Below are 2,500 nucleotides of genomic sequence, written 5' to 3'. Positions count from 1 at the left end.
CCAGATTCGGGTATGTGACAGGTTCTTTGCGGTTCACACGAACTTTCGGTTCGTTACGTCTTCACCGTACAACACGCAAATTGTTTGGGTGTTATATGGTCAAGCCTCACGGGCAATTAGTATCGGTTAGCTCAACGCCTCACAGCGCTTACACACCCGACCTATCAACGTCGTAGTCTTCGACGGCCCTTCAGGGGAATCAAGTTCCCAGTGAGATCTCATCTTGAGGCTAGTTTCCCGCTTAGATGCTTTCAGCGGTTATCTATTCCGAACATAGCTACCCGGCAATGCCACTGGCGTGACAACCGGAACACCAGAGGTTCGTCCACTCCGGTCCTCTCGTACTAGGAGCAGCCCCTCTCAAATCTCAAACGTCCACGGCAGATAGGGACCGAACTGTCTCACGACGTTCTAAACCCAGCTCGCGTACCACTTTAAATGGCGAACAGCCATACCCTTGGGACCGGCTTCAGCCCCAGGATGTGATGAGCCGACATCGAGGTGCCAAACACCGCCGTCGATATGAACTCTTGGGCGGTATCAGCCTGTTATCCCCGGAGTACCTTTTATCCGTTGAGCGATGGCCCTTCCATACAGAACCACCGGATCACTAAGACCTACTTTCGTACCTGCTCGACGTGTCTGTCTCGCAGTCAAGCGCGCTTTTGCCTTTATACTCTGCGACCGATTTCCGACCGGTCTGAGCGCACCTTCGTACTCCTCCGTTACTCTTTAGGAGGAGACCGCCCCAGTCAAACTGCCCACCATACACTGTCCTCGATCCGGATAACGGACCAGAGTTAGAACCTCAAGCATGCCAGGGTGGTATTTCAAGGATGGCTCCACGCAGACTGGCGTCCACGCTTCAAAGCCTCCCACCTATCCTACACAAGCAGGCTCAAAGTCCAGTGCAAAGCTACAGTAAAGGTTCACGGGGTCTTTCCGTCTAGCCGCGGATACACTGCATCTTCACAGCGATTTCAATTTCACTGAGTCTCGGGTGGAGACAGCGCCGCCATCGTTACGCCATTCGTGCAGGTCGGAACTTACCCGACAAGGAATTTCGCTACCTTAGGACCGTTATAGTTACGGCCGCCGTTTACCGGGGCTTCGATCAAGAGCTTCGCTTTCGCTAACCCCATCAATTAACCTTCCGGCACCGGGCAGGCGTCACACCCTATACGTCCACTTTCGTGTTTGCAGAGTGCTGTGTTTTTAATAAACAGTCGCAGCGGCCTGGTATCTTCGACCGGCATGGGCTTACGTAGTAAATACTTCACCCTCGCCGGCGCACCTTCTCCCGAAGTTACGGTGCCATTTTGCCTAGTTCCTTCACCCGAGTTCTCTCAAGCGCCTTGGTATTCTCTACCCAACCACCTGTGTCGGTTTGGGGTACGGTTCCTAGTTACCTGAAGCTTAGAAGCTTTTCCTGGAAGCATGGCATCAACCACTTCATCATCTAAAAGATGACTCGTCATCAGCTCTCGGCATTAAGACCCCGGATTTACCTAAGATCTCTGCCTACCACCTTAAACTTGGACAACCAACGCCAAGCTGGCCTAGCCTTCTCCGTCCCTCCATCGCAGTAACTAGAAGTACAGGAATATTAACCTGTTTCCCATCGACTACGCTCTTCAGCCTCGCCTTAGGGACCGACTAACCCTGCGTCGATTAACGTTGCGCAGGAACCCTTGGTCTTTCGGCGTGGGAGTTTTTCACTCCCATTGTCGTTACTCATGTCAGCATTCGCACTTCTGATACCTCCAGCAAGCTTCTCAACTCACCTTCACAGGCTTACAGAACGCTCCTCTACCGCACATCTTGCGATGCACCCGTAGCTTCGGTGTATGGTTTGAGCCCCGTTACATCTTCCGCGCAGGCCGACTCGACTAGTGAGCTATTACGCTTTCTTTAAAGGGTGGCTGCTTCTAAGCCAACCTCCTAGCTGTCTAAGCCTTCCCACATCGTTTACCACTTAACCATAACTTTGGGACCTTAGCTGACGGTCTGGGTTGTTTCCCTTTTCACGACGGACGTTAGCACCCGCCGTGTGTCTCCCACGCTGACACTTCCAGGTATTCGGAGTTTGCATCGGTTTGGTAAGTCGGGATGACCCCCTAGCCGAAACAGTGCTCTACCCCCTGGAGTGATACGTGAGGCGCTACCTAAATAGCTTTCGAGGAGAACCAGCTATCTCCGAGCTTGATTAGCCTTTCACTCCGATCCACAAGTCATCCCCTACCTTTTCAACGGGAGTGGGTTCGGTCCTCCAGTCAGTGTTACCTAACCTTCAACCTGCTCATGGATAGATCGCCCGGTTTCGGGTCTATACCCAGCGACTAATTCGCCCTATTAAGACTCGCTTTCGCTACGCCTTCCCTATTCGGTTAAGCTCGCCACTGAATATAAGTCGCTGACCCATTATACAAAAGGTACGCAGTCACCTAACAAAGTAGGCTCCCACTGCTTGTACGCATACGGTTTCAGGTTCTATTTCACT

The 2,500-nt window shown here is 52.3% G+C and carries 1 rRNA gene; it reads right to left on the bottom strand.

The annotated features are described in order from the left end of the window. Window positions 1–95 precede the first annotated feature (95 nt). Window positions 96–2,500 (bottom strand): 23S ribosomal RNA (locus C167_RS0103330); the annotation flags it as partial.

The organism is Pseudomonas nitroreducens TX1, from assembly GCF_000313755.1.
Taxonomy (GTDB): Bacteria; Pseudomonadota; Gammaproteobacteria; order Pseudomonadales; family Pseudomonadaceae; genus Pseudomonas; species Pseudomonas nitroreducens_A.
This window is presented reverse-complemented; position numbering and strand designations above follow the sequence as displayed.